Consider the following 25529-nt stretch of genomic DNA (forward strand, 5'->3'; position numbering starts at 1 on the left):
GCTTCGCCGCGTGAGCACCGCACCCTTGGAACCCGCCGGCGCCGGCCACCAGGACGTCCTCGCCGTCCTGCGCGGAGCGCCGTCCCCGGTCTCCCCGGTGCCCGTGCCGCCCGCTCCCGCGAGCGTGTCGCTGCTGCCCGAGACGGCGTCCTCGCGGCACCAACTGGTCGCCGACCTGGCCCTGGCCGGGGGCCCGGTGGTCGTGGACGTGGGTGCGGAGGGGCCGGTGCTGCTGGCCGGGCTGCTCGCCGCGCTGGCGGCCACGGGCCGCTCGGTGCGGCTCGTGCCGGGTGCGTCGACGGACGGGGCGCGCGCGGAACTCGCCCGGCTGGGCCTGGGGCACCTCCTCGCCGACGTCCCGGAGGACCCCAGCCGCCGCGGTGCCGACCTCCCGCCGGCGGACCCGAACCGCTGGCTGACGCTCCTGCGCGACCTCGACGCCCGGCACCGCGCGTGGTTCTCGGCCGGGGGCGGGACCGACGGCAGCGCCGGGGCGAGCCGGTCCGAGCAGGTGGCGGGCCTCGCCGCGCTGCGCGCCGAGCACCTGCACCCGCCGCTGCTGCCGGCCGCCGCGACGTGGTCCGCGGACGAGCGGGCACGCGTCGTGGCCCTCCTCGACCGGGCCCGCACCGCGGGCGAGGACCCGCTGCGGGGGGTGCCCGACGACCGCCTGGCCGCCGTCGCGGCCGACCTCGAGCGGCTCCCCGACCAACTGGACCGGCTGGCCGGCCTCGTGCAGCGGTTGACGTCCGAGACCGGGTGGCGACCGCGGACGACCGCCGACGTGGCGGCCGCGCTGCCGCTCCTGGGCCGCGTGGACGACGCGCTGCGCACCTACGTCCCGGCCGCCCTGCGCACCGACCTCGACCAGGCCGCGGCCGTCCTCGCGCGGCAGCCGCGGTCGCTGCTGTCCGCCGAGGAGCGCGAGCGTCGACGTGAGCTCAAGCGGCTCGCGGCGCTGCGCCACGACGGGGCGTCCTTCGGCCCCGGCGACGTCGAGACGCTCGGGGCGCTGCAGCGGGACTGGGCCGCCCTGCTGGGCGGCGCCCCGGCCCCCGCCCCGTCGCGCGGCGAACTCAGTGAACTGCTGGAGCCGTTGCGCCGCAGCCTGGCCGCCGTCGCCGAGGTGCTGCCGGACGTCCCGACCGATCCCGAGCTGGAGCGGCTCGGGACCGTCGGGGACCGGGTGCGCAGCGCGGTCGGGGCGGTGCGGTCGCGGCAGGACCGTGCGGCCGTCGACGCCGAGGGGCTGGCCTACCTCGCCGCGGCCGTGCCCGCGGGGTCGGGCACGGCCGACGTCGCCCGGCTCGTCGACGGGACGCACTGGCGGGCGGCCCTCGAGGCGTCCACCCCCGGCGGGGCTCCCGTCGGCCGCGTCGCGGAGGAGTTCCGCCGCCTCGACGAGCAGCGCCGCGCGCGCTCGGCCCGGGAGCTGCAGCTCGCCCTGTCCGGCGCCCGGGCCCGGCCCGTCGTCGTCGCCCCGGCCGACGACGCCCCGGCACCGGAGGTGGAGGTGCTGGTCGTGGACGAGGCCCACCGCCTCGACGCCGCGCGCGTCGCCGACCTCGCGGGTGCCGCCCGCCAGCTCGTCCTGCTGGGGACGCCCGGCGACGGGACCTCGGCGTGGGACCGGGCCGCCCGCGCCGTGACGCCGGTGCCGCTCGCGCTGAGCCCGCAACCGTCCACGCTGGCCGACGCGGTCACGGCCGCCCTGGTGTCCGCGGGCGTCGACGTCGTCCCCGCCGCGCCGGACCTGCCCGCGGAACGGGAACTGCGCGACGGCGGTGCCCGGCTGCTGCTGGGTCTGGAGGACGCGCTGGCCTCCTGGCGCGTCCAGGACCGCGAGGTCGTCCGCCCGGCGCGGGCCCGGGCGAGCGGCCTGAGCTACCGCCTCGTGCGGATGGCGGACTGGTCGGCCGACCCGCGCGCGGAGGCGCGTGCGCTGGCCGAGGAGGTGCGCGCCCTCGCGCCCGTCGTCGAGGAGGCCACGGTGCCCCCCGTCCTCGCCGCCCCCCTGCCGGTCGAGTCGTTCCCGAAGGGCCTGGGGTCCGCCGAGGACGCGCAGCGCGCGGTCACCGACTTCGTGACCGCCCTCGACGGCGGGAACCCGAACATCGACCAGACCCCGCCGGCCGCCGTCGACGCCGCGGTCGCGCTCGCCTACGCCGACCTCGGTGTCACCGCGGCCGACGCCGCCGTCCTCGACGCGGCGATGGACCTGCTGGGCTACCGCCGCCGCGGCACCAAGGTGCTGCGCGCGTTCAAGGAGTCGGTGCAGCGCACCAAGAAGAAGATGCGCGGCGCCGGCGTCCGCCTCCCCTGAGCCCCCCGACCCCGCGTGGAAAACACTCTTTCCGCCCCCGGCAATCGCTTCCCCGGGGCGGAAAGTGTGTTTTCCGCCCCGAGTCGGGGTCGGGTCGGGGCCGGGTCGGGGTTGACGCGAGGGGACGGCAGGGGCAGGCTGGGCGGCGCAGTAAGCGCATACATCGCTGCGACGTCACCGCCGACGACCTCACGGGAGCTTCGATGCCCACCCCGCTGACCAGCCCGATGCACCGCCGCACGTTCCTCACCGGGAGCCTCGCCGCCGGGGCGCTGGCCACCGCCGCCCCTGGCGCCGGCGCCGCCCCCCGGCGACCGGCCCCCGAGCTGCGCACCTGGGCCCAGCAGACCTGGCGCTGCCTCGACGCGCTGACCGTCCCCGCGACCGGTCTGGCCGCCGACGACATCGGCGCCGACCTGTCCACCGCCTCGCGCGGGCACCAGACGTCCCCGACGAACATCGGCTGCGGCCTGTGGTCGACCGTCGCGGCCCGCGAACTCGGCCTGCTGGCCCGCGGCGAGGCCAAGCGCCGCCTCGCCCGCACGCTGCAGTCCATCGCCGGCCTGGAACGGCACGAGCAGAGCGGCATGTACTACAACTGGTACGACCCCGCCGACGGCCGGAAGCTCACCGAGTTCCCGACCTCGGGCGAGGTCGTCAAACCCTTCCTGTCCTCCGTCGACAACGGCTGGCTCGCCGCCGCACTCCTCGTCGTCGAGCGCGCCGAGCCGTCGCTGCGCCGGCAGGCCCGGGACCTGCGCTGCCGCATGGACTTCGGGTTCTACTGGGACGCGGCGGAGAACGCCCCCGGCGGGCAGCTGCGCGGGGGTTTCTGGGACGTCGACCCCGACGAGGACGCGGCCGTCGTCGGGAACTACCGCGGCGGCGACCCGGTCTGGTACACCGGCCACCACTACGGCGCCTTCAACACCGAACCCCGCGTCGCCTCCTACCTCGGGATCGCCGCCGGGCAGATCCCGCCGGAGCACTACTGGGGGCCCGTCCGGACGTTCCCGGACGACTCCTGCGACTACTCCTGGACCGAGACGAAGCCGCAGGGTTCCTGGCGCACCTACGGCGGCGTCCGCGTGTTCGAGGGGGCACTCCCCTACCGCGGCAAGCTCGTCGTCCCCACCTGGGGCGGTTCGATGTTCGAGGCGCTCATGGTCCCGCTGCTCGTCCCCGAGGACGAGTGGGGTCCGCGGTCGTGGCGGCGGAACCACCCGCTCTACGTGCAGTGCCAGATCGAGCACGGGATGCAGGAGGCGGGGTACGGGTACTGGGGTTTCTCGCCGTCGAACGACCCCGCCGGCGGGTACCGGGAGTACGGCGTGGACCAGCTCGGCCTCGACGGCCCCGGGTACACCTCCGACGAGGAACGCACGACCGTGGACCAGGCCTTCGAGGGCTGCCGTCCCGGCTCCCCCGCCCCCACCTCCTACGGGGACGGCGTCGTCACCCCGCACGCCTCGTTCCTCGCGCTGCGGTACGCGCCGGACCAGGCCGTGCAGAACCTGCGCAACCTCGCCGCCGACTTCGACTGCACGACCGACGGCGGTTTCCTCGACGCGATCGCCGTCCGCAGCGGCCGCGTCTCCGACCGGTTCCTCGCCCTCGACCAGGGCATGGTCATGGCCTCCCTCGGCAACGCTCTCGGCGGGGACGTCCTGCGGCGCCACGTCGGGGCGGAGTTCTCCCGCACCTTGCGACCCCTCATGCAGCAGGAGGTCTTCGCCACCCGCGGCTGACACCGGGCCCCAGTTCCTCCGAAGCCCGGCGGCCCCGCGCCGCCGGGCAAGGACGCTTGCGGGACCGACGCCGACGTGGGGACGCGCACCGCCCTGGAGGAACGCTCGCCCCGATGCGGTCGGCCGCCTTGGCGGGAGCCGGCCTGGCCGAGCTGGCCCACCGCGTCTGCCATGCCCTGCTGCAGGACCGGTCCGACCGACTGCCCTGAGACGTTCAATCCGGGCCCCGCACCGGCCGATGGTTCTCCAGGACGATCGGCGACCGCCGGTCGCACGGGGCCGTGACGGGAGGGGTGGCATGACGTCGCAGGAGACGCCGACCACGTCCCCGTCCCCCGCGCCCGCCGTGCTGCGCCCGTTCCTCGCCGTCGCCGGCGGCCACGGGCCCGGCGGCCGCGCGGTCGCCGCCCTGGCCCCGGCCGCCGTGCTCACGGGCGGGCACCTGCTCACCGACGGCGGGGGGTCCACCGCGCTCGCGGCCGCCGCCGGGCTCACGGTCCTGCCCGCGACGTGCGCCCTGGCCTGGTCCGCCGTCCGCGCCGAACGCGCCGAGGTGGCTCTGCGCGCCGCGCACGCCGAGCTGACGGCCACGGCGACGCAGGCCGAGGAGGCGGCCACCGACCGCCTCGAGGAGCAGGTCCGCGGCGCCTTCGTGCAGCTGCAGTTCACCGAGCGGCAGTCCCGCGTCCGCGCCCAGGGAGTCGTGGACGACTCCAGCTCGGCCATCGTCGAGCGCCTCGCGGAGGTCGAGGGCCAGGTCGCGAGCGTCCAGTCCTCGACCGACGTGATCGACGACAAGGCACTCGCCGCGACGACCGCCACGCGGGAGATCCTCGAGCGCGCCGCGCAGGCCGACCGCGACGTCGCCGCGCTGGAGGACTCGCTGCGCTCGGTCGGGTCGATGGCCACCGTCATCGCCGAGGTCGCCGGCCAGACGAAGCTGCTCGCCCTCAACGCGACGATCGAGGCGGCCCGGGCCGGGGCGGCCGGGGACGGTTTCCGCGTCGTCGCGGGTGAGGTCAAGGACCTCGCGGCGACGACGGCGGGGTCGACGCACGAGATCACCGAGACGGTGGCGGCCGTGCAGGCCAACGCCCACGCGGTGCTGCGCAGCCTGCGTGCCGTGCAGGACCGCATCGCCGGCATCGACGAGGCGGCCGAGGGCCTGCGGTCGGTCGCCGACACCCAGCGCGGCGCGCTCGTCGCGCTGCAGGGGTCGGTCGCCGCGGCCGTCGAGGGCGCCCGCAGCATGAGCGACCTCGCCGCCACCATGGAACGGCGCCGGGTCGACCGGTTCCCGTGCCGCCAGGCCGTCGTCCTGCGTGTGGACGGACGCGACAACCCCGCGACCGTCCTCGACCTCGGGCTCGGGGGCGCGCGCGTGGCGACGCAGACGCCCCAGCGCATCGGCGTCGGGACCCGCGTCGTCGTGCACTGGCCCGACGGCGGCCGGACCCTCGACCTCGCCGGCGCCGTCGCGCGGGCGACCGGGTCCGCCGGCGCCTGGGAGCTCGGCGTCGTGTTCGACACGACGAGCTCGGCGGCCCCGCCCGCCCTCGTCGCGGTCGTCGACCGGCTGCGCTCGGCCATCCCGGCGGCCCCGGCCCGCTGAGGCCCCTTCGCACGGCCCCCCGGAGGACGCGCGGCGGGACGTGGGGTCACCCGTCCGAGGTACCCGCGTTCGCCCAGGTGGTTGCCTCATGCAAGAGTGCTCGGGCACAACCATCGCCCGTCACTGGAGATCCCGTGTCAGCACGACACCCCGACACCCCCACGTCCGGCCGCAAGGCCGACGTCCTCTTCGACATCCGCACCGTCATCGGAGGCCTGTTCGCCGTCTACGGCGTCGTCTGCCTCGTCTGGGGACTCGTCTCCTTCACCGACGCCGACCGTGCCAAGACCGGCGGCGTCAACCTCAACCTCTGGACCGGCATCGGCATGCTGCTGCTCGCCGCGGTGTTCGTCGGCTGGACGCTGCTGCGCCCGCTGCACCCGGCCGAACCCGCGGCGGACGCGGACCAGGCACCGGCGGGTGAGGACGCGTGAGCGCCACCTTCGCCGGTGCGGTGTCCGCCGCGACGGGGACGTTGCGCATCGACGCCCACCTCGTCGACTACCTGCTCGTCGCGTTCTACTTCCTCATCGTCCTGGGCATCGGCCTCATCGCGCGGCGCAGCGTCTCCTCGAGCCTGGACTTCCTGCTCTCGGGCCGCAGCCTGCCCGCGTGGGTCACGGGTCTGGCGTTCGTCTCGGCCAACCTCGGCGCGACGGAACTGCTGGGCCAGGCCGCCAACGGCGCGCAGTTCGGCGAGCAGGCGTTCCACTACTACTGGATCGGCGCGATCCCGGCGATGGTGTTCCTCGCCCTGGTGATGATGCCGTTCTACTACGGGTCCAAGGTCCGTTCCGTGCCGGAGTTCCTCGGCCGCCGGTTCGACGCCAAGACCCAGCGCCTGCAGGGCCTGCTGTTCGCGATCGCCTCGATCCTCCTCGCGGGCGTGAACCTCTACGCGATGGCGATCGTCGTCAACGCGCTGCTGGGGTGGCCGACGTGGCTGGCCATCGTCGTCGCCGGCGTCATCGTCCTGGCCTACACGTTCCTCGGCGGCCTGTCCGCCGCGATCTACAACGAGGTCCTGCAGTTCTTCGTCATCGTGGTGACGATGGTGCCCATCACGCTCGTCGGCCTGCACCGCGTCGGCGGCTGGGACGGCCTGGTGGACAAGCTCACCGCGAACGGTGACGGGAACATGCTGCAGGCGTTCCCGGGTCAGGACCTCACCGGCATCGGCTCCTCCATCGGGTCCACCTTCGGTGTCGTCCTGGGGCTCGGGTTCGTCACGAGCTTCGGCTACTGGACGACGAACTTCACCGAGGTGCAGCGCGCGTTCTCGGCCCGCAACGCCTCCGCCGCGCAGCGCACGCCGCTCATCGCCGCGATCCCCAAGGTGCTCATCGCGCTCGTCATCATCATCCCGGGCATGGTCGCCGCGGTGCTCATCCCGGGCATCGAGAGCCTCAAGCGGGGGCTGCCGAGCGACGCCACGTACAACGACGCCGTGCCGCTGCTGCTGCGCGAACTGCTGCCGAGCGGTTTCCTCGGGGTCGCCCTGGCCGGTCTGCTCGCCGCGTTCATGGCCGGCATGGCGGCCAACGTCAGCTCCTTCAACACGGTCTTCACCTACGACCTGTGGCAGGACTGGCTGCGGCCCGGACGCGACGACGCGCACTACCTCAAGGTCGGCCGGCTCGTGACGGTGGTCGGGACGGCGCTGGCCATCGGCACGGCGTTCATCGCCGCCGGCTTCACGAACATCATGGACTACATCCAGACGTTGTTCTCCTTCTTCAACGTCCCGTTGTTCGCGGTGTTCGCGTTCGGGTTGTTCTGGAAGAAGCTCACCGGGAACGGCGGGTTCTGGGGTCTGCTGTCGGGCACGGTGTCCGCCGTGTTCGTCTTCGTCCTCAACCAGGTCGGCGTCCTCTCGCTGTCCGGTCAGGGCTCCAGCTTCCTCGGCGGCGGTGTCGCCACCGTCGTGGCCGTGCTCGTGGGCTGGCTGATCTCCCGTGGCGGCACCCCGCGTCCGGAGGCTGACCTGCGCGGCCTGGTGTGGAGCCTGACGCCCGCCGAGGTCCGCGCGGTCCCGCGCGAGGCCGGCTGGTACCGCAACCCGACCGTGCTGTCCGTCGTCGTCCTGACGCTGGCCGTCGCCGGTTACGTGCTGTTCGCGGTCGTCTGACCCGCACGCACGAGGGCCCCGGGACCGTGACGGTTCCGGGGCCCTCGTGCTGCCGGCGTCAGGCGCCCGAGCCACCACCGGGCTGGAGCACGCCGTTGGCGAACAACTGGTACGGCGCGTAGCCCGGTGCCGTCTCGGTCGGGTCGTCCGCGGTGACGAGGACGGCCGCGACGTCGGGCGTGAACCCGAGGGCGAGCTTCACGGGAGCCACGGTCTTCCAGCCCCACGGCGTGGAGACCGTCGGCAGCTTGACCACGGAGACGTGCTTCTCGTCGTACCCCACGAGCTGGACGGTCCAGCCCGCCACCGGGACGGGGCGGGCCTGCGTCAGCGACTTCCACGTCGACAGGTCCCCGGCGTCGGCCACCGGGTTCCCGCCCACGCTCACCGAGGTCACCGTGACACCCGGGTTCGAGACGCCTCCGTCGGTGACGTAGCGCAGGGCCACGTCGACGGTCTGGCCCGCGAACCGGGAGGCGTCGAAGGTCTTCTCACCCTGGAAGGTGCCGGACAGGCCGCCGGTCGTCTCGTCGGCCCCGTCGGTCGGCAGGTTGACCCACGTGCCCGTGGCGGTGTCGTAGACCTGGACGTAGAAGTAGTCGTAGCCCTCCTCGGTGTCCAGGTCGAGGCCCAGCGTCACCGTCGGGGCCGCGGCCGGGATCTCGAACGTCCGCACCACGGCGCGGTCGAGGTTGTCCCCGCTGCCGGAGACGAGGTTCCCGTCCTCCGCGGTCCACTCCACGGGCGACACGGGGTAGTTCTTCGCCCCCGTGAAGTCGACGAGACCGTCGGTCAGCCAGCCGTCGAGGGTGCGCAGCCGGACGTAGTCGGCGCCGTTGACCGGCGCGCCGGGCGAGTCGTACGCCTGCGGCGTGTCCCAGTTGACCTTCGCCGACAGCGAGGACGTGGTGAGCCGACCGGTGTTGCCGCGCTTGACCTTCGCCCCGTCGTCGATCGCGGCGTCGACCGCGTTCATGGCGAGGAAGTCGTGGACGACGTCGGTCGCCTTCACGCGGTGACCCGTCTGGTCCAGGACCGTCTGCAGCCCCACGAGCCCGTTGTCCGGTTCGTTGTGCAGGGCCTTCATGAACTCCTCCCCACCGAAGTGGTCGTAGAGGTAGAACATGAACGCGTACGTGGCCCCGTAGTCGGCGAGGGTCTCCGGGTCACCCTGGTCGCCCCACTGCGTGAGGGACTGCTCCGGCCCGCCGAAGCTCTCCTGCGGGTTCCAGCCGTAGAACGTCGCGAGGTGGTTGTCGGCCGCGGGGTCGTCCAGCGGGATGCTCGGGTCGACGTAGCCGACAAGGGTCTGCGCCCAGTCGGACAGGCCCTCGTTGACCCAGTTCACCTCGTCGGGGTCGGCGTAGTACTCCAGCAGGTGCTGGTACTCGTGGGCGAAGGTGCCCTCGTAGGTGCGGGGGCTCGCCTCGCCGAGGCCGGGCCGGCCCAGGTACTCCGCGCACGCCAGGTAGTCGGGGTCGGCGGAGTCGTCCGGCGGGTTGGTGCCGGTGCGGTGCAGCCAGTCGAACCCGTCGATCGTCATGACGTTGCGGTCGAGGAGCTCGTTGAACGTCGAGAAGAAGAACCCGGCGATGTACGTGCGGCCGTTGACGTTCGTCGGGTCGTAGTAGTTCTGGTCGCGCACGTTGTCGATGAGCGCGACGGTGCGGTCGCCCTTGCCGACCCAGTAGTCCTCGGGGTAGCCGGCGTCGGGGAACACCTCGTCCATGACGCCCTTGGTGCCGTCGCGGTCCGGGGCGACGGAGAAGGCCTCGGACTCCTTCGGCAGCACGTTCTCGTCGAACTCGTCGGCGAAGGTCTGCGCCTGCTCGTCGGTGACCTGCGTCAGGGCACCGTCGTCGAGGACGTTGCGGCAGTCGCCGTCGGGGAAGCTCAGGTCGTCGGCGACCCAGACCTCGATGTGGTCGCCCAGACCGCGCAGCGTGTAGCCGCGGACGTCGATGCCGCCCGTGACCTCCTCGCCGTCGGGGGTGACGCCGCCGTCGATGAGGGAGAGCCAGTCCTTCTGCTCCCCGACCTGCAGGTCGGAGCCGTCGGACCCGCCCTGCGGGCTGGACAGCGTGCTGCGCCCCTGCGCGTCCAGCGTCGCGGCCGCGGTGGCCGTGAACGGCAGCGGCGCACCGCCCTTGTAGTCGCCGTCGACGAGCCGGACGTCCGTCGGCACGTTCTGCCGGGCCGGGGTGGGGGCGGGCGCGGCGGACGCCGCGGTGGCCGGGACGGCGAGCGCCGTCGCCGAGAGCGCGGCGAGGGCGAACAGCCCTCCGCGCCGTGGGTTCATCCCCATGCGAGGTTCCTCCGTGGTCGAACGGTGCGTGCTCAGCGTGAGCTTCCACCACTCACAGCCGCCCCACAAGAGTCGGCGGCCCCCGAGTTCGACAGACTGTCGAGGTGAGCACCGACCCCGGGAACACCGAACCGCTGCGCGTGATGACCGTCTGCACGGGCAACATCTGCCGCTCCCCCATGGCCGAGGTCGTCCTGCGCGACCGCTTCCGCGCGGCCGGGCTCGACGAGCGCGTCGTCGTGGACTCCTCGGGCATCTCCGACGAGGAGCACGGCAACCCCGTCGACCCGCGGGCGGCGAGCGTCCTGCGCGAGCACGGCTACGAGGTGCCCCGGCACCGGGCCCACCAGGTCACGCGCGAGGAGATCGCGCACCGGGACCTGCTGCTGGCCATGACGTCGCGGCACGCTCGGTGGTTGCGGACGCAGGCGCCGGACGAGGACGCGGCGGCGCGGGTCCGGATGTACCGGTCCTTCGACCCCTCCGCCCCCGGCCTGGACACGGTGGACGAGGCCGACCTCGACATCGACGACCCCTGGTACGGCGGCCGGGAGGACTTCGAGCGCACGCTGGCGCAGGTGGAGGCCGCGGCGGACGCGGTCGTCGAGCACGTCCGCCGCCTGCTCGGGTAGCCGGCTCAGAGCGCCTTGGTGCGCAGCACGTCGCCGTGCACCCGCACGTACCCGGCGCGTTCGTACAGACCGACCGCGCCGGAGGGGTTCTCGCTGTCGACGTCGAGGCTGACGGCGGCCGTGCCGACCTCGCGCGCCCGCCGCGCCACGGCCGCGAGCAGCACCTGGGCCAGGCCGCGGCCGCGGTGCTCGCGCCGCACGCCGAGGTTGCCGAGGTCGGCCTGGGCGAACCCCAGAGCCGGCCAGTCGGACTCGTGCGCGTAGACGTTCGCGTACGCGACGAGGTCCCCGTCCCCCTCGGAGGCGGCGTCGAGGAGGCCGAAGCTCCACGCGGGCCGGAAGTCGGGGTTGCCGACGACGAACCGCTCCCAGTCGGCCTCGGTGAGCGGCTGCGAGCCCCAGTGGTCGGCGAACACCGCGTTGTGCAGGTCGCGCAGCCCGGCCGTCCCGTGCTCGTCGAAGCGGACGAGACGGAACCCCTCGGGCACCTGCGGCGCAGGCGGTTCCGCCCCCTCGGGCAGCGCGCGCCGCATGGTGCTGAAGTACCGCAGAGGGCTCAGCCCGGCGCGGGCGCACAGCCGGGCGACGTCGTCGCGGTGGTCGGGGGCCCACACCTGCAGGTCGGCGGTGACCTCCCGGCCGAGTTCCCGGCGCCGCCGGGCGACGCGGTCGCGCGCCGCCGACTCCCCCCAGGCCAGCAGGGCCCGCCCGACGCCCCGACCCCGCCAGCCGGGGTCGACGACGCCGTCGCACGGCAGGCGCAGGTGCTCGAGGTCACCCAGCCGCAGTTCCACCACGGCGACCGCGCGCAGGACACCGTCGGCGTCGACACCCCCCAGGCTCTGGGTCGAAGCGTCGAAGCCGTCCGCGGTCAGGCTGCGCCGCAACCACTCCGCGGAGTCGCGCACGTGCGGGCGGTCGACGGCGGCGGCGCGGTCGAGCAGGTCGACCCAGGCGGGGACGTCGTCGGGCGTCAGCGGGCGGCAGGTCAGTCCGGGCAGCACGCCGCCCAGCGTCCCAGACCCGGGCTCAGAACAGCCGCTCGTCGGCCGACTGCTCGAGGTCGAGGAGGAACCGCTTGCGCCACAGACCACCCGCGTAACCGACGAGGTCCCCGTCGCGCCCCACGACGCGGTGGCACGGGACGACGATCGACAGCGGGTTGCGGCCGTTGGCCAGGCCCACGGCCTGGGAGTGGCCGACCCCGCCGAGGGTGCGGGCGATCTCGCCGTAGGTCGTCGTGGTGCCGTGCGGGATCCGGGTCAGGGCCTCCCAGACGCGCCGGCTGAAGGCGTCGCCGGGCGGGTCCAGCGGCAGGTCGAACGCGGTGCGCGCGCCCGCGAAGTACTCCGCCAGCTGTCCCGCCACGTCCCCGAAGGCCGCGTCGTCGCGCTCGTCCTCGGCGTCGACGCGGGCCCCGCCGCGGTGGTCGGCGAACCAGACGCCCGCCAGGCCCCGGTCCGTCCGGGCGACCGTGAGGTCCCCCAGCGGCGACGGGACCACCCCCCAGGTGCGCACCGTCCCGCCCCTCAGCCCGCCAGCCCCGCGACGACCTTCTCCACCCGGCGGGCCCGTGTCGCCTCGGCCTTGGCGCCCTCGACCGACGTCACGTGCGCCTTGCGCTGCGACGGGGAGAGGGCGTCGAAGGCGGCGCGGACCCCGGCGTCCTCCAGGGCGCGGGCGAGGTCGTCGGGCACCTCGACGGTGCTCGGGGCGGTGTCGAGCTCGAGGACCACCTCCAGGACGTCACCGGCGGCGACGCCCGCGGCGGCCCGTTCCTGCGCGCTCACCGGGACGAGCGCACGACCGCCCATGACGCCGACGGTCGTGCGGTAGGTGTGTCCGCCCAGCGTCACGACGACCGCGGGACGGCGGCCCCCGCCGAGCTCCTCGAGGACCTCCGGCGGCACTTCGAGCCCGGTCGCCGTCTTGCCGTGCAGGCCGAGCGTGGTGGTGAAGACCGGCACATCAACCTCCCGTCACGTCACAGTGACCCCGTGTTGCACGAGGCGCATTCCGCGGTGCATCGTGTCGCAGTTCGTCCCCGATGGTGGGGACTTCCGGGGAAGGTCACGCTCGCATGGGTGGCGTCGCGTACGTCGTCATGGCCCACACCGGTCCGGCCGAGGTCGCGGCCCGCGTGCGCCGCGTCCGGCAGCTGTCGCCGCTGGCGCACGTCCTCGTCCGGTCGGCGGGGACGCTCCTGTCCGACCAGGACGCGGCCGATCTCGGGATCGCCCTGCTGCGCAGCGAGATCCGGGTGCGGTGGGGGGACTGGTCGCTCACCGCCGCGGCCGTGGAGGCCCTCACCACGGCCCAGCGCCTGTGGGACCCCGACCACGTCGTGCTCGTCTCCGGTCAGGACCACCCGGTGACCGACCTCGCGGCGTGGGAGTCCGGGCTCGTGGGCGTCGACGCCGTCCTGCGCCGCGACCCCCGGGACCACTCCCGCCGGTGGCGGTCGTGCTGGCACGTCCTGCCGGCCCAGGACGCCCTCGGCCCGGTCTGGGCGGGGCTGGCCGGCGCGACGCGACGCCTCCCCCTGCCCACCGGGGTGAGCCGCGCGGGCGAGCGCACGTGGGTCGCCCACCACCCGCGCCCGGAGCCCCCGCCGCTGCCCTACGTCAAGGGGTCGTTCTGGTGCGTGCTGTCCCGCGCCGCGCTCTGCGCCGTCGCCGAGGCCGCGTCCGACCCCGACGTCGGCGGCTGGTTCGCCACGACGCTCCTGCCGGACGAGGCGTTCGTGCACTCCGTGCTGGCCGCGCGGCCGGACCTGCGGACGGTCGCGGGCGCCACGTCGTTCACGGTCTTCCCGACGGTGGGGTCCGCCCACCCCCGAGGCCTGGGCGCCGACGACGCCGACGCGGCGCTGGCCAGCGGAGCGCCGTTCGCCCGCAAGGTCGCCGTCGTGCAGGACGAGTTCACGCGGCGCGTCGACGCGGCGGTCGACGCGCTCGCGCGCGCGTCCCTCAGGCCGCCAGCTTGAGGACGTCGGCCGTGCGGGCCAGCGTCTTCGTCAGCAGGTCGTGGTCGTCGGACAGCTTCGTGCCGTAGGAGGGCACCATCGTCCGCAGCCGGTCGCGCCAGGCGTCCTGGTGGGCCGGGAAGCACTGCGCGAGCAGGCGGAGCATGACGTCGACCGCCGTGGAGGCCCCCGGGGAGGCGCCGAGCAGGGCCGCCACCGAGCCGTCGGCGGCGTGGACGAGTTCGGTGCCGAACTGCAGGACGCCGCCGCGCGGGCCCTTCTTGATGACCTGCACGCGCTGACCGGCGGTCAGCAGTTCCCAGTCCTCCGCACGTGCGTCGGGGTAGAACACCCGCAACGCGTCGAGGCGCTGGTCCATCGACTGCACGATCTGCTTGCCCAGGTAGGTCATGAGCGAGACGTTGTCGCGCGCCACCGCCAGCATCGGCAGCAGGTTGTGCGGCCGGACCGACAGCGGCAGGTCGAGGAACGACCCCTGCTTGAGGAACTTCGGCGAGAACCCGGCGTAGGGCCCGAACATGAGGGCCTTCTCGCCGTGGGAGTACCGGGTGTCCAAGTGCGGCACCGACATCGGCGGAGCCCCGACCTCGGCCTGGCCGTAGACCTTGGCGCCGTGCCGGGCGATCACCTCGGGGTTGGTGCAGCGCAGCCACTGCCCGCTGACGGGGAACCCGCCGAAACCCTCGCCCTCAGGGATCCCGCTGCGCTGCAGCAGGTGCAGGGCGCCGCCTCCGGACCCGACGAAGACGAACGGCGTGGCGACGGCGAAGCTGCCCTCGGAACTCTCCCCCACGACCGTCCACCCCGACCCGCGACGGCGCAGGTCCTTCACGGTGTGCCCGGTGAGGAGTTCGACACCCTCCTTCGCCGCCCCCGCGAACAACTGCTTCGTCAGGGCGCCGAAGTCGACGTCGGTGCCGTTGCGCGAGCGGGTCGCGGCGACGCGTTCGGAGGTGCCGCGGCCCTCCTCCAGCAGGGGCGCCCACTCGGCGATGCGCGCGTGGTCGTCGGCCCACTCCATCTCCGCGAAGAGCGGGTGCTTGGACAGGGCCTCGAACCGGGCGTGCAGGAAGTCGACGTCCCCGCCCCGCACGAAGCTCATGTGCGGGACCGCGTTGATGAAGTCGCCGGGCGAGGCGAGGACGCCCTTCTCGACGAGGTGGGACCAGAACTGCCGGCTGGACTGGAACTGCTCGTTGATCGTGACGGCCTTGGCGATGTCGACGGTGCCGTCCGCCTTGGCCGGGGTGTAGTTCAGCTCGCACAGGGCCGAGTGGCCCGTGCCGGCGTTGTTCCACATGTCCGAGCTCTCGGCCCCGACGGTGTCGAGCTTCTCCAGGACCAGGACCGACCAGTCCGGCTCCAGCTCCGCGATCATCGTCGCGAGGGTGGCGCTCATGACCCCGCCCCCGATGAGAACTGCGTCGTAGCGGTTCGCTGCGGGCACCGGGCTCACCCTCGTTCATCGTCGACCTGTGGACCACCAGAGGCTACGACCTGCGGGGGGTGGGGCGCCGCCCGGGCGGTGCGACGGTGCCCCACCTCACACGTGAGGTGCGTCTCAGCGTCGGTCAGCTCGCGGACGTCCCCGCGGTGCCCGAGGTGCTGCCGGCGACCGGCTGCGTCAGGTCGTAGACGGTGGTGCCGCCGACCGTGGTGGCCGTGAAGTTCTCCTCCACCCAGGCCTGGACCTGGCTGACGGTCGAGTCACCGCCCCGTCCGCCCGCCCCGCCGCCACCGGCGACGAGGTAGTGCACCTCACCCTCGGCGACGTACTGCTGGAACTGCGCCAGCGTCGGCGTCGGGTCGTTGCTCCAGCCGCCCATCGCCATGACGGCCGTCCCGCTGGCCAGCTCGTACGAGGCCGCGGTCTGGGAGCCGGAGACGGCCGCGGACCACGTCGTGCCCGCCGAGCGCAGGAGCGCCACGAGCTCGGCGTTGGCGGCGGTGCCCTCGCCGCCGCCCATCCCGCTCCCCGTCCGAGCGTCCGCCGCCTGGCCGTCGGGCATCCCCTGGGCGTCGCTCGGCGGCTGACCACCGCCGGGCTGACCGGTCGTGCCGGTCGTGCCGGTGGCCCCGTCGGTCCCCGGCCGCATCCCGCCGAAGCCGCCGCCCATCCCCCCACCCATGCCCACGCCCATGCCCATGCCCATGCCCATGCCACTGCCCATGCCACTGCCCGCCGACGCGCCGGCCGGGCCGACGGTCGGGATCGAGCCGGTGTGCGGGGTCGCGGCCGTCGCGACGGCGTAGGAGGCCGTACCGCCGAGACCGACGACGGTGGCCGACAGGACGAGGACCACCGCGAGCCGCCGCAGCCGGGCCGGGGTGACGACGAAGGCGACCGCGAGCGCCGCGCTCAGGACCATCAGCACGGCCCCCGCCCAGACCCACGTCCCGTTGCGCTGCAGCAGGACCAAGGCCCAGACACCCGCCGAGGCGAGCACGAGCGCCAGGCCGACGCGGGCCAGCAGCCGTTCGCGCCGCGCCCAGAGCAGCTGCCCGCCACCCGCGGCGAGCGCCGCGACCGCGGGGGCCAGCGCCACCGTGTAGTAGGGGTGGACGGTGCCCTCCATGTAGGCGAACGTCAGCCCCGACACGAGCAGCCAGCCGCCCCACAGCAGGAGCGAGGCGCGGCCGCGGTCGGTGCGGGGCGCGCGGCCGCGGGCGACGAGCCCGAGCACCAGCGCGAGGAGCGCCGCCGGCAGCAGCCAGGAGATCTCGTTGCCCATCTCGGAGGAGAACAGGCGCTGCCAGGTCGCCGCGCCGCCGAAGCTCGACCCGGGCTCGCCCCCGCTCATGCCCCCGCCGCCCCCGCCGCCGCTCCCGCCGAGGATGCGGCCCAGGCCGTTGTAGCCGAGGACGAGGTCCATGACGGTGCCGTCGGTGGAGCCGCCGATGTAGGGCTTCTCCCCCGGCCAGAACGTGACGGCGAGCACCCACCAGCCGGCCGAGACGACGACCGCCGCGGCGGCGCCGAGCAGGTGCAGGAGGCGCTTGGCCAGGCCCGTCGGGGCGGCCCACAGGTACACGAGCGCGAGACCCGGCAGGACGAGGAAGCCCTGCAGCATCTTCGTCAGGAACGCGAACCCGATGGCGACGCCGGCGAGCGCCAGCCAGCGCCAGGACGCCTTCTCCGTCGCCCGCACGGTGCCGTACGCACCGCCGGTCATGAGCAGGACGAGCAGGGCGTCGGGGTTGTCGAAGCGGAAGATCAGCGCGGCCGCCGGGGTGAGGGCCAGCGCGGCTCCCGCGACGAGCCCCGCGACGGGGCCGTGCCAGCGGCGGACCGCGGCCGTCAGCAGCCAGACGGCGCCGACGCCCTCGAGCGCCTGCGGGACCAGGAGCGTCCAGCTGCTGAACCCGAACGCGCGGGCCGCGAGCCCGGCCACCCACAGGGACGCGGGCGGCTTGTCGACGGTGATGAAGTTCTGGGCGTCCAGGGAGCCGAAGAACCAGGCCTTCCAGCTCTGCGACCCGGCCTGGACGGCGGCGGCGTAGAAGCTGTTCGCGTAGCCGGAGGCGGACAGGTCGACGACGTACAGGACGCCGGTCGCCAGCAGCAGGGCGGCGGTGGCCCACCGCACCCAGCGCCGACGGGGCCACGCCCCGCCCGCGGACCCGCCGCCGGAGTCGCCCGTGTCCTGGCTGCCGCCCGTGCGCGCGGGGGTGGTCGTGGTGGTCATGACCTCACCGTCGGCCCCCACCCCCGCCCCCGGCCCTGAACGGCCTGTGAGCCACCCATGACCCTCCGCTCGTCCAGTGCTCGCCGGGGTGGTGGCTCGTCGACGCGTCGGGCCGGTGGGTCCGGCCCTCCGCGTCGACGGTCCGGACAGGGGCGGGCGCTCAGGGCAGGAGGGCCAGCACCTCGCGCCGCTGCCGGGCGAGCTGCTCGAGCAGGTCGAGCTCCTCCTGCGGCGTCGACTCCACCGTCCCGCGGCGCAGCCGGTCGCGGCGGAAGGCCAGCTCGGTGGCCGTCTCCTGGAACTCGCGGACGGCCTGCGCCGCACCGCGTCCCCCGCCATCCGCAGCGGCCGAGCGCGCCCGGCGCCGGGCGCGGGAGGACGCCAGCATCGACACCTCCGACTCCCCCAGCCAGCCCGTCCGGGCGTAGACCTGCAGGTGCCGGGCGATGAGCCGGGCCTCGCGCACCCGGGCGACGACGGCGACCGCGACCGCGGCGGCGAACACCGGTACCTGCAGCAGCAGGAACAGCTCCACGAACGAGGCGACCCCCGAGCTGGCCGAGGCGTTCCACAGCGCGTGCAGGACGACGGCGACGACGAGACCGAGCACGGGCGCCCCGACCCGGCGCCCCGGCGACCGGTGGCGGGCGGCGATGCCCAGGCCCACCCCGACGGCCATCGTGAACAGCGGGTGGGCGAACGGGGAGACGAGGCAGCGCAGGACGAACACGACGACGAGGGAGTCCGGCTGGTCGTCGCCGAGCGCGCGGCCGAGGTAGAGGACGTTCTCGAGGTAGGCGAACCCGACGCCGACGAAGGCCGCGTACACGATGCCGTCGACGACGCCGTCGAACTGCCGCCGCTGCCGCAGGAGCAGCAGCAGGACGCCCAGCCCCTTGAGCACCTCCTCCACGACCGGCGCCACCACGACGGACGTGTTCGTCACGTCACCGACGGAGCCGTCCAGCAGCCGCGACGCCCCGGTGTTCAGGACGAGCGCGCCCAGGCTCGCGACGCAGGCGCCCCAGCCGAACGCGAAGGCGAGCAGGTGCGGCGGTTCGGCCTCGTGGCGGTCCAGCCACAGGACGGTCGCCAGCACGGGGCCGACGGGCACGGCCGCGAGTGCGAGCCCCGGCAGGAGGCCGCGCCACCCCACCTCCGCCGTCACGGCGCCCAGGCTCAGCAGGCCGCACACGACGAGGACGAGGACCGTCAGGGGGGCCAGCGCGGACGCGCGGACTCGCGGCGCCGGCATGGCTCCGAGGGTACGGGCTGCCCCGACCGCCGCCCCTCCTCCGCCGCTGCCGCAGCACCGTCCCGCCACGCCGCCCCACTACGCTGCGACGGTGAGCAACGACAAGGCCACCGGCAAGGCCACGGACAAGGTCACGGACCGGATCGTCTGGATCGACTGCGAGATGACGGGCCTGAGCCTGACCGACGACGCGCTCGTCGAGGTCGCGGTGCTCGTGACCGACGCCGACCTCAACGTGCTCGGGGAGGGGGTCGACGTCGTCATCAAGCCCCCGGCCGAGTCGCTCGAGCACATGGACCCGGTGGTCGTCGACATGCACACGTCGTCGGGGTTGCTCACCGAGATCCCGTCGGGGCGCACGCTGGCCGAGGCCGAGCAGATCGTCCTGGACTACGTGAAGCAGTGGGTCCCCGAACCCCGCAAGGCCCCGTTGGCGGGCAGCTCCGTGCACACCGACCGCGCGTTCCTGGCCCGCGACATGCTGCAGCTCACCGAGCACCTGCACTACCGGCTCATCGACGTCTCCTCGCTGAAGGAGCTGGCGCGCCGCTGGTTCCCGCGCGTGTACTTCCACACCCCGCGCAAGCACGGCGGGCACCGCGCCCTGGCCGACATCCGCGAGAGCATCCAGGAGCTGAAGTACTACCGCGAGGTCCTGTTCGTGCCCGAGCCCGGTCCGGACTCCGACACCGCCAAGGCCGCCGGCGCGAAGTTCGAGCTGAAGCCGGACGCCCCCGCGTCCTGACGCTGGGCCGGGCGGGTCACGCGGTGGGCTCGGTGTCCCGGGGCAGGCCCGTGCGCGTGTATCCTCGACCCGTCACGTGCGCTGCTGTGCGCGTGTCGTGGTGGGTGTAGCTCAGCTGGTAGAGCACCTGGTTGTGGTCCAGGAAGTCGCGGGTTCAAGTCCCGTCACTCACCCCACGCAGGACGAGAGGGCGGTCCCGGGTCACCGGGCCGCCCTTCGTCGTCCTACGTGTTCTGCCCCTCGCTGCGCGCGATCCGCAGCCTCCCGATCGCGACGAGCTGCTCGCGCAACCACGCGAGGTAGGCGTCCCGGTCGGCGCGCAGGCCCAGGGAGATGACGGGCTGCCCGACGACGTCCCACGCGTGGGCGCCCGCGACGGGCAGGACGAGGATCCGCAGGTCGAACGGCCGGATGCGCCAGCCCAGCTCGCGCTCCACACCGCTGACGAGGTTCGTCTCGAAGAGGGCGCTGGGCGAGCGGGCGATGACGCGCTTCTCGATCTCGCGGACGCGGGCGCACCAGGCGACGGCGTCGTCCATCCCGAGCTCGGCGATGCCCCGCAGCTCGGTGCGCCCCCGCAGCCCCGGGTAGCGCGGCGGCAGGATGGACGTCAGCGCGTCCGCGCCGCCGGGGAAGCGCTCGACCCACCAGTCCGCCCACTGCCGCGACGCGGCCTCCAGGCCGGCCTCGACGTGCAGGCGCCGCACGGGCGGGTCGAGCGGGGGCAGGTCGGGCAGCACGGGGGACGTCGGGGGCGCGAGGCCGGCGGCGTCCCGCAGGTGCAGGGCCAGCAGCAACGACTGCGGCATGGTGAGGTCGATCCCCCAGGCTCCGACGTCCTGCATCGCACCACTGTGCGCGGTGGTGCACCCCGCGTCCACCCTGAACGGGTGGTGGACGCCGGCTCGGTGTCACCCCTGGGGGTGATGCCCGGGTCCCGCCCGGGGCCGATGTGCCCGACCCGGGCCCGCACCTACGGTCGGGCCATGACCGCCCCGGTGCTGACCCGCTACCCGCTCGACGCCTCGGCCGCCCGCCGCCGGCGACGGCGGATCGCGGTCGTCGTGGCGGTGCGGCGCGAGGCCGTCGAGCGGCTCGGGGTCCCCGCGGTCACCCCGGGGGCGACCCCCGTGGCCGGTCGTCGGGCGGAGGTCGTGCGCGGTCGGTGACGACCCGGGCCCGCCGCTGCGCCGGACGGGCCCTGTCGCCGGGCCCGTCTCAAGGAACACCCCACGGCGGACGACGTTCTGTGCATCCCCTGCACGTGAGGGGGTGGTCCAGTCCTCGGGAGGATGCATGACGCAGGAGAAGACGCCGTCCGCCGACAGCGCCACCGAACCGGTGATGGAGATGCTCTCGGAGCACATCCCGCTGTCCCTGATCATGGACATGGCCTCGCCGGACGGTCCGCACTCCGCGGAGCTGCTGGCCGCCGAGGGCCTGCCCGACGACGAGTGGTGGAACCAGGGCTGACCCGGGCCCACCCCTCGAGTGCACGGTCCGGTCCCGCGGGGGGCACGCCCCCTCTCGTTCCCCCCGGGGGCCGGATTTCGTCGCTCCGGTGCAGGTCTGCTAACGTTCTTCTCGTACGCGCTACTAGCTCAATTGGCAGAGCAGCTGACTCTTAATCAGCGGGTTCATGGTTCGAGTCCATGGTGGCGCACTTCTGAAAGACCTGCGGCGCAGTCACTCCGGTGACTGCGCCGCTGGTGTTTCCGCAGGAACCTCCGAACTCCGCCCGGCCGACGTGACGCACCTCACCCCTCTGGAGCACCCGTGGGCCCCGACGGTTCCCCGCGCTGGGCGCACGTGACGAGCGAGGTGCTCGCCCCCTGGTGGCTGGCCGCCGTGATGCCCGTCCTGGTCTCGACGCTCACGACGACGCCGGCCTGGCGCGGCGCCCTCTCCGGCCTGCTCGTCACCGTCCTGTGCGCGGTCGTCCCCGTCGCCGTGGTCCTCGCCGGGGTCCGCCGCGGCCGGTACGCCTCCCTCCACGTGCCCCGGCGCGAGGACCGTCCGCCGCTGCTGGCGATGGTCGCGGGGCTGACGGCGCTGACGGCCGTCCTCCTCGTCCTGCTCGACGGGGCGACGTCGTCCCTGGTCTTCCTCGGCCTCATGGCGGCGTGCGCCGTCGTCGGGGTCGTCGTCTCGCGGTCCTGGAAGATCTCGCTGCACGCGATGGTCGTCGCGGCGTCCGCCGTCGTCCTCGTGGGCCTGGTCCCCCCGACGGCACCCGCGCTGCTGGCCGTCCCCCTCGTCGCCGCGGCCCGCGTCCGGCTCGGCGTGCACACGCTCGCGCAGGTCGTGGTCGGGGCGGCCGTGGGCGTCGTCCTCGCGGCGGGGTCGCTGGCCCTGTCCTGACGGGGGTCCCGGCGGGCCTCAGCCCCGCGGGCGCAGCCGGACCGCGAGGACGGCGACGTCGTCGGCCGCCTCGGCGGGCAGCGTCCTGGCCAGCACCCCGTCGACGAGGGCGTCGAGGTCCGCGGGGTGCTCGGCGGCGACCGCGACCACGGCGGCCGCGAGCGCCGCGAACCCCTCGTCCAGGGACGCGTCGCGCCGTTCGACGAGGCCGTCGGTGTGGAGGAGGACGGTGGCGCCCGCGGGCAGGTCCACGACGTGGTCCCGCCGGGGCGCGGCCGGGTCGACCCCGAGCAGCAGGTCGGCGTCGGGGGCCTCGAGGGCCGTGACCGAGCCCTCGGGCCCCAGGACGAGCGCCGGCGGGTGCCCGGCCGAGGACCAGCGCAGTCGCGTGCCGCCGCCCCCACCGGGGACGTCCTCCAGCCGCACGGCGAGGACGCTGGCGGTGACGTCCGGCTGGGAGGAGACGACGACCCGGTCGGCGCGGGCCAGCACCTCGGCGGGCGGGTCGTCGCCGACGGCCGTCAGGGTCCGCACGACCGTCCGCACCTGGGCCATGACGGTCGCGGCCCGGGTGTCGTGGCCGACGACGTCCCCGATGACGAGGACCGTGCCGCCGGGCTGCTCCACGGCGTCGTACCAGTCGCCCCCGACCTGCGCCGTCCGCGCCGACGGCACGTACCGCACGACGACGTCGGCGTGGGGCGGCGCCGGCGGGTCGGTGAGCAGGGACCGCTGCAGCGCCTCGGCGAAGCGCCGTTGGAGTCGGTGCAGGCGCGCGGACTCCAGGGCGAGCCCGGCCCGGCCCGCGAGCTCGACGACGGTCTGCACGTCCTCGTCGTCCAGGGGCGCGCGGTCCGGGCCCGAGAGCAGCGTCAGCAGGCCGACCGTCCGCCCGCGACCCCGCAGCGGGAGCACCAGCGCCGAGGAGGGGGCGAGCTCGGCCAGCACGCGGCGCGCGGTCCCGTCCGGGCTGAGCACGGCCGAGACGGCCGCGGTGGCGTCGGCGACCCGCAGGGGCCGGCCCTCCCGCAGCGCCCGCCAGAGGAAGGCGTGCTCGGTGAGGTCGGGCAGGCGGTGCTCGGCGTAGCGGACGACGAGCGGGACCCGGTCGGGGTCGCGGTGCCAGCGGCCCACGTCGCGCAGGCCGCGTCGCAGGTCGTCGGGGTGCGGGACGGAGCGGACGGGGGTGTTCACCGCGTGCTCCTCCTCTTCGGCCCCGTCGTCGACGAGGGTGACGACGGACCAGTCCGCGAGGGCCGGGACGACGAGCTCGGCCAGCCGCTGGGCGGCGTCGTCGGCGTCGTCGGGGTCGTCGGGGTCGTCGGTGGCGTCGGGTCCGGTGAAGACCGCGGTGACCTCGGCCAGGAGGGCCGCCCGCGTGCCGAGGCGCTCGACCGCCCGCGCCGCCGCACGACGGGCCGTGGTGTCGACGAGGTAGACGGCCAGCCCCTCCCCCTCGGCCACGGCGCGCACCTCGACCCACCGCTCCGGCGGTCCCGGACGGGTGACGTCCGCGACCGCCTCACCCTCCCGCTGGGCCTGCCGGACGAGGTCCTCGAGGACGTCGGTCGCGGTGGGGTCGCCGGCGAAGAGGTCGACGACCGTGCGTCCCACCAGGTCCGCGCGCGGGGTGCCGGACAACGCCTCCGCGGCCGCGTTGACGTGCACGACCCGCCAGTCGCGGTCGACCGCGACGTAGCCGACCGCCATGCCCTCCAGCGCACCGGCGATGCGCTCGACGACACGGTGCTGGGCCGTGACGTCCAGGACCGTCCCGACGAGCCGCTCGGACCCCCCGGCCCCGTCGCGCAGGACGCGGCCGCGCGCTTCCATCCAGCGGGTCGTCCCGTCGGGCAGCACGACCCGGTAGGAGGAGGTGTACGCGCCGGTCGCGACGGCGACGGCGAGGTCGGCGCGCACGGTGCCGCGGTCGTCGGGGTGGATCCGGTCGATCGCGAAGTCCACCTCGTCGGTGAACTCCTCGCGGGTCAGGCCGAACAGGGCCAGCGTCTGCTCGTCCCACACGACCCGGCCGGTGGCCACCTCCAGATCGAAGGTCCCGACGCCCGCGGAGGCGACGGCCGCCTCCAGCACGGACGAGCCCGACGCGACCTCGCCCACGACGGCGAGCTCGAGCTCCGCGGTCGCGGCGTCCGCGAGGTGCTGCAGCAGGGAGGCGTCCCCGGCCTCCCAGTCGCGGGCGCCGGGGTCGAAGACGCACAGGGCACCGACGACCCGTCCGTCCCGCGTGGCCAGGGGCGCTCCGAGGTAGGAGCCGACGCGCCCGTCGCGGACGGCCGGGAGCTCGGCGACGCGCACGTCGAGGTGGGTGTCGGGGATGACGAGCGGTCGCGCCGCCGCGGCGGTCTGCGAGCAGACGGTCAGGGCCAGCGCCTCCCCCGGGGTCCGCCCGGGGTCGACGGGCTGGGGGCCGCTGACGCCGACGACCGTCGGCCCGTCGGCCAGCAGGGAGATGCGGCCCGAGGACACCCCGAACAGCCGTGCCGCCACGGACGCCAGGCCGTCGAGGTCGGGACGAGCGGTCGCCGCCTGCAGCTTCCGCGCGGTCGCCGTGCGGGTCGCGTCGGCCGTCAGCTGCTCCGCTGCGCGCGCCGCGTCGTCGCGGGGTGGGCGGGCCGGTCGCGGCAGGGACGGACGGACGGGCACGACGGGAGGAGCGGGGACACGGGCGTCGTCCACGCTGCCCCCTCTCGGTCGGGCGGTCACCGGGTGGGGCCGCCGCTGCGGCGGGCAGTGCCCGCCGGACCCCCATTCTGTTCTAGATAGTGACGCTCTGTCGCCGTTTTGGCGATCTTTGCGGGGGGCCGGCACACCCAGGGTGACGCCCGGGGCGGTTGGGGCGGTCGGGGTGCCCTGGCACCGCGTCCTGTCGGTCCGGGGCTCACTCCGGGCCGGGGGTTCCACGACGTGGACCGTCGGGGAGCACGTCCAGGAGCCGACGGGTGCTCGTGACGCCCCAGCGGTCGCGCAGCCCCCGCAACCGCGTCGCGACCTCGCGGGCGCTGAGCCCCAGGTGCACCGCCGCCTCGCTCCCGCTGGCCCCGGCGCGCAGGAGGTCGACCAGCCGCTGGTCGGCCGCGTCGAGGGGTGCGCCGTGCCCGTCCCGTCCCACGTCCGTCCCTCCGTCCCGCCCTCGGATCCTCACCACACCCCGTCCCGCCACGCCCTCGTCGGTGCACCCGGGCCCGCCTGACGACCGCCGCCGACGTCGTCGACGTGGACGAGGACGGGCGTGCGGACGGCCCGGCCCGCGAGCTCCCGGGCGACGACGTCGTGCACCTCGCGCGCCGTCCGCGGCACGGCGAAGCCGGGGGCGACGACCACGTGCACCTCGACCGGGCCGGTGGGGACACCGCCGTCGTGCGGGACGCGCACCCCGGCGACGCGTCGACCGGGCAGGTAGGTGCCGATCTCCTCCAGCGCCCCCGCGTTGAGGTGCGAGACCCCGGGGACGGCGCGCACGGCGAGGGACAGGGCGTCGGCGAGGTCGGCCACGTCGAGACCCCGCTCCGTCCCCCGCACGCTGCGTGAGGGCGGTCGCCGGTCGCCGGTCGGTGCGTCCACGTCTCCTCCTCCGGTGGTCCGGCCACCACGTGGAGGCCGGGACGGATGCCTGCAGAGGAGGTGGAGTGCCGTGCCCCGGAAAGCTCACGGCCCGGCGGCAGTGACGTGCGTCACACAACCCGCCCAGGAGGTCCGTCCAGCCGGGCGGGCCCTGGGAGGACCC

22 protein-coding genes and 2 tRNA genes are annotated in these 25529 nt (G+C 74.9%); 13 read left to right on the top strand and 11 right to left on the bottom strand.

From position 1 onward, the window contains the following. Positions 1-10 precede the first annotated feature (10 nt). The 5 genes from AB1207_RS14435 to AB1207_RS14455 all read left to right on the top strand — a co-directional run bounded on the left by AB1207_RS14435 (position 11) and on the right by AB1207_RS14455 (position 7811). Complete coding sequence (locus AB1207_RS14435; RefSeq protein ID WP_367639075.1) at positions 11-2323, top strand: hypothetical protein; 2313 nt, start codon at positions 11-13, stop codon at positions 2321-2323. A 203-nt stretch (positions 2324-2526) separates the two neighbouring features. After that, complete coding sequence (locus tag AB1207_RS14440; RefSeq protein ID WP_367639076.1) at positions 2527-4071, top strand: glucoamylase family protein; 1545 nt, start codon at positions 2527-2529, stop codon at positions 4069-4071. Between the two features lie 298 nt (positions 4072-4369). Continuing rightward, positions 4370-5683, top strand: coding sequence for a methyl-accepting chemotaxis protein (locus AB1207_RS14445; RefSeq protein ID WP_367639077.1), 1314 nt, complete (start codon positions 4370-4372; stop codon positions 5681-5683). Positions 5684-5817: 134 nt separating this feature from the next. Continuing rightward, a complete protein-coding gene (locus AB1207_RS14450; RefSeq protein ID WP_367639078.1) occupies positions 5818-6117 on the top strand; it encodes a hypothetical protein in 300 nt (99 codons plus the stop codon). After that, positions 6114-7811, top strand: a complete 1698-nt coding sequence (locus tag AB1207_RS14455; RefSeq protein ID WP_367639079.1) for a sodium:solute symporter family protein — start codon at positions 6114-6116, stop codon at positions 7809-7811. The genes AB1207_RS14450 and AB1207_RS14455 overlap by 4 nt, the downstream gene beginning before the upstream one ends. Positions 7812-7869: 58 nt before the next feature. Here AB1207_RS14455 and AB1207_RS14460 read toward each other — a convergent pair whose 3' ends face one another. Next, positions 7870-10116 (bottom strand): peptidase M6, encoded by a 2247-nt coding sequence (locus AB1207_RS14460; RefSeq protein ID WP_367639080.1) that lies wholly within the window; start codon positions 10114-10116, stop codon positions 7870-7872. A 143-nt stretch (positions 10117-10259) separates the two neighbouring features. Here AB1207_RS14460 and AB1207_RS14465 point away from each other — a divergent pair, with 143 nt between their 5' ends. After that, positions 10260-10748, top strand: coding sequence for a low molecular weight protein-tyrosine-phosphatase (locus AB1207_RS14465; RefSeq protein WP_367639137.1), 489 nt, complete (start codon positions 10260-10262; stop codon positions 10746-10748). A 5-nt stretch (positions 10749-10753) separates the two neighbouring features. On the opposite strand, the gene AB1207_RS14470 is transcribed toward AB1207_RS14465, so the two are convergent. From AB1207_RS14470 to AB1207_RS14480, 3 genes are read right to left on the bottom strand one after another with little or no spacing between them, the layout of a single operon-like run. Beyond that, positions 10754-11752, bottom strand: coding sequence for a GNAT family N-acetyltransferase (locus tag AB1207_RS14470; RefSeq protein ID WP_367639081.1), 999 nt, complete (start codon positions 11750-11752; stop codon positions 10754-10756). Positions 11753-11777: 25 nt separating this feature from the next. Next, positions 11778-12266 (bottom strand): methylated-DNA--[protein]-cysteine S-methyltransferase, encoded by a 489-nt coding sequence (locus AB1207_RS14475; protein ID WP_367639082.1) that lies wholly within the window; start codon positions 12264-12266, stop codon positions 11778-11780. Positions 12267-12277: 11 nt separating this feature from the next. Then, complete coding sequence (locus AB1207_RS14480) at positions 12278-12715, bottom strand: YdeI/OmpD-associated family protein (RefSeq protein ID WP_367639083.1); 438 nt, start codon at positions 12713-12715, stop codon at positions 12278-12280. Positions 12716-12828: 113 nt separating this feature from the next. On the opposite strand from AB1207_RS14480, the gene AB1207_RS14485 reads away from it, so the two are divergent. Next, entirely contained in the window at positions 12829-13734 is a 906-nt protein-coding gene (locus AB1207_RS14485; protein ID WP_367639084.1) for a hypothetical protein, read from the top strand. Here the strand turns inward: AB1207_RS14485 and AB1207_RS14490 are convergent. From AB1207_RS14490 to AB1207_RS14500, 3 genes are all read right to left on the bottom strand, one after another. Further along, positions 13718-15190, bottom strand: coding sequence for a malate:quinone oxidoreductase (locus AB1207_RS14490; RefSeq protein ID WP_437178944.1), 1473 nt, complete (start codon positions 15188-15190; stop codon positions 13718-13720). The genes AB1207_RS14485 and AB1207_RS14490 overlap by 17 nt on opposite strands. Positions 15191-15305: 115 nt before the next feature. Then, the gene (locus tag AB1207_RS14495) at positions 15306-17420 is read right to left on the bottom strand and encodes an ArnT family glycosyltransferase (protein WP_367639086.1); all 2115 of its coding nucleotides are present in this window, start codon (positions 17418-17420) and stop codon (positions 15306-15308) included. Positions 17421-17580: 160 nt separating this feature from the next. Continuing rightward, positions 17581-18675 carry a PrsW family intramembrane metalloprotease gene (locus tag AB1207_RS14500; RefSeq protein WP_367639087.1) on the bottom strand — a complete coding sequence of 365 codons (1095 nt, stop codon included), beginning with the start codon at positions 18673-18675 and terminating at the stop codon, positions 17581-17583. Between the two features lie 91 nt (positions 18676-18766). Here AB1207_RS14500 and orn point away from each other — a divergent pair, with 91 nt between their 5' ends. Further along, positions 18767-19420 (top strand): oligoribonuclease, encoded by a 654-nt coding sequence (gene orn, locus AB1207_RS14505; RefSeq protein ID WP_367639088.1) that lies wholly within the window; start codon positions 18767-18769, stop codon positions 19418-19420. Positions 19421-19520: 100 nt separating this feature from the next. Further along, positions 19521-19596, top strand: a tRNA-His gene (locus AB1207_RS14510). 48 nt (positions 19597-19644) lie between these two features. Here AB1207_RS14510 and AB1207_RS14515 read toward each other — a convergent pair. Beyond that, complete coding sequence (locus tag AB1207_RS14515) at positions 19645-20265, bottom strand: hypothetical protein (protein ID WP_367639089.1); 621 nt, start codon at positions 20263-20265, stop codon at positions 19645-19647. Between the two features lie 141 nt (positions 20266-20406). Here AB1207_RS14515 and AB1207_RS14520 point away from each other — a divergent pair, with 141 nt between their 5' ends. The 4 genes from AB1207_RS14520 to AB1207_RS14535 all read left to right on the top strand — a co-directional run bounded on the left by AB1207_RS14520 (position 20407) and on the right by AB1207_RS14535 (position 21781). Further along, on the top strand, positions 20407-20589 hold the full coding sequence (locus AB1207_RS14520) for a hypothetical protein (protein WP_367639090.1): 183 nt from the start codon (positions 20407-20409) through the stop codon (positions 20587-20589). A gap of 127 nt (positions 20590-20716) precedes the next feature. Next, on the top strand, positions 20717-20893 hold the full coding sequence (locus AB1207_RS14525) for a hypothetical protein (RefSeq protein ID WP_367639091.1): 177 nt from the start codon (positions 20717-20719) through the stop codon (positions 20891-20893). A 117-nt stretch (positions 20894-21010) separates the two neighbouring features. Further along, positions 21011-21083 (top strand) — tRNA-Lys (locus AB1207_RS14530). Positions 21084-21196: 113 nt separating this feature from the next. After that, positions 21197-21781 carry a phosphatase PAP2 family protein gene (locus AB1207_RS14535; RefSeq protein WP_367639092.1) on the top strand — a complete coding sequence of 195 codons (585 nt, stop codon included), beginning with the start codon at positions 21197-21199 and terminating at the stop codon, positions 21779-21781. An 18-nt stretch (positions 21782-21799) separates the two neighbouring features. Here AB1207_RS14535 and AB1207_RS14540 read toward each other — a convergent pair whose 3' ends face one another. The 3 genes from AB1207_RS14540 to AB1207_RS14550 form a co-directional block, all read right to left on the bottom strand. Continuing rightward, on the bottom strand, positions 21800-24481 hold the full coding sequence (locus AB1207_RS14540; protein ID WP_367639093.1) for a SpoIIE family protein phosphatase: 2682 nt from the start codon (positions 24479-24481) through the stop codon (positions 21800-21802). Between the two features lie 202 nt (positions 24482-24683). Continuing rightward, on the bottom strand, positions 24684-24914 hold the full coding sequence (locus AB1207_RS14545; RefSeq protein ID WP_367639094.1) for a hypothetical protein: 231 nt from the start codon (positions 24912-24914) through the stop codon (positions 24684-24686). Positions 24915-24943: 29 nt separating this feature from the next. Next, positions 24944-25366, bottom strand: a complete 423-nt coding sequence (locus tag AB1207_RS14550; protein ID WP_367639095.1) for a hypothetical protein — start codon at positions 25364-25366, stop codon at positions 24944-24946. Between the last annotated feature and the right edge of the window lie 163 nt (positions 25367-25529).

Source organism: Kineococcus endophyticus, assembly GCF_040796495.1.
In the GTDB taxonomy this organism is placed as follows: domain Bacteria; phylum Actinomycetota; class Actinomycetes; order Actinomycetales; family Kineococcaceae; genus Kineococcus; species Kineococcus endophyticus.

Coding starts and splice junctions, on each gene's coding strand:
- AB1207_RS14440 (WP_367639076.1), top strand. CDS start 2,527: ATGCCCACCCCGCTGACCAGCCCGATGCACCGCCGCACGTTCCTCACC.
- AB1207_RS14445 (WP_367639077.1), top strand. CDS start 4,370: ATGACGTCGCAGGAGACGCCGACCACGTCCCCGTCCCCCGCGCCCGCC.
- AB1207_RS14460 (WP_367639080.1), bottom strand. CDS start 10,116: ATGGGGATGAACCCACGGCGCGGAGGGCTGTTCGCCCTCGCCGCGCTC.
- AB1207_RS14465 (WP_367639137.1), top strand. CDS start 10,260: ATGACCGTCTGCACGGGCAACATCTGCCGCTCCCCCATGGCCGAGGTC.
- AB1207_RS14485 (WP_367639084.1), top strand. CDS start 12,829: ATGGGTGGCGTCGCGTACGTCGTCATGGCCCACACCGGTCCGGCCGAG.
- AB1207_RS14495 (WP_367639086.1), bottom strand. CDS start 17,420: ATGACCACCACGACCACCCCCGCGCGCACGGGCGGCAGCCAGGACACG.
- AB1207_RS14500 (WP_367639087.1), bottom strand. CDS start 18,675: ATGCCGGCGCCGCGAGTCCGCGCGTCCGCGCTGGCCCCCCTGACGGTC.
- AB1207_RS14515 (WP_367639089.1), bottom strand. CDS start 20,265: ATGCAGGACGTCGGAGCCTGGGGGATCGACCTCACCATGCCGCAGTCG.
- AB1207_RS14520 (WP_367639090.1), top strand. CDS start 20,407: ATGACCGCCCCGGTGCTGACCCGCTACCCGCTCGACGCCTCGGCCGCC.
- AB1207_RS14525 (WP_367639091.1), top strand. CDS start 20,717: ATGACGCAGGAGAAGACGCCGTCCGCCGACAGCGCCACCGAACCGGTG.